Consider the following 1,043-nt stretch of genomic DNA (forward strand, 5'->3'; position numbering starts at 1 on the left):
GGGCGTGTCAACTTGTCTGTGTAAGCGGGGTGGTCACAGGTAGGGGTTGATCCGGTCGGGGTAGGCCGCGGCGAGCTGGGCGAGGGCCTGCTTCCAGTTCGTGACGGCCTGACCTTCGACGAGCCGGCCCTGGGCTTTGCGCTGGCCGGCGGGTTTGCCCCGGTCCCGAGCGCGTTCGGCGGCGCGTTTGTCTTCGATGTTGCAGATCGCCAGCCAGAGCAGCTTCACCGCCGCCTCGGTCGAGGGGAAGTGGCCGCGGTTCTTGGTCACCTTCCGTAGCTGGAAGTTCAGCGACTCGATGCTGTTGGTCGTGTAGATGACCTTGCGGAGCATGGGTGGGAACTGCAGGAACGGGATGAACCGCTCCCAGGAGTTCGCCCAGGTCGCGGCTGCAGACGGGTACTTCGTGCCGAGCTCGGAGGCCTCGAACTCGGCCAGCGCCTTCCTCGCGGTCTCTTCGTTGGGGGCGGTGTAGATCGGCTTCAGCGCGGCGGCGACCTTCTTGCGGTCCTGGTAGGCCACGAACCGCATCGCGGCCCGGATCAGGTGAACCACGCAGGTCTGGACCATCGAGTCCGGCCACGTCGCCTCGACCGCCTCCGGCAGGCCCTTGAGCCCGTCGCAGCACACGATCAGCACGTCCTGCACGCCCCGGTTGGCGAGATCGGCGCAGACGTGGGCCCAGAACGCCGAGCCCTCGGTGTCCTGGACCCAGATCCCCAGCACGTGCTTGATGCCCTCGAGGTCCACGCCGACGGCGATGTAGGCGGCACGGTTGAGGACCTGGCTGTTCTCTCGGATCTTGATCCGGATTGCGTCGAGATAGATCACCGGATAGAACTCCTCCAGCGGCCGCGACTGCCACGCCAGGACCTCTTCGCTCACGGCGTCGGTGATGTTGGAGATCGTCTCGTGCGACAGGTCCGTGCCGATCGTGGAGGCCAGGTGGTGCTGGATGTCCCGGATCGTCATTCCGCCGGCATAGAGGCTGATGATCATGTCATCCAGGCCCCCGAGGCGCCGCTGGCCCTTGGGCACCAGGC

The 1,043-nt window shown here is 66.3% G+C and carries 1 protein-coding gene; it reads right to left on the bottom strand.

Annotated features, from left to right (window positions below):
* Window positions 1-33: 33 nt before the first annotated feature.
* The coding region (locus ACUJ8O_RS11470) for an IS256-like element ISMlu11 family transposase (protein ID WP_445373399.1) at window positions 34-1,043 on the bottom strand (1,010 nt) is incomplete at its 5' end.

It is taken from the genome of Micrococcus sp. EWR3.9.1 (assembly GCF_052615555.1).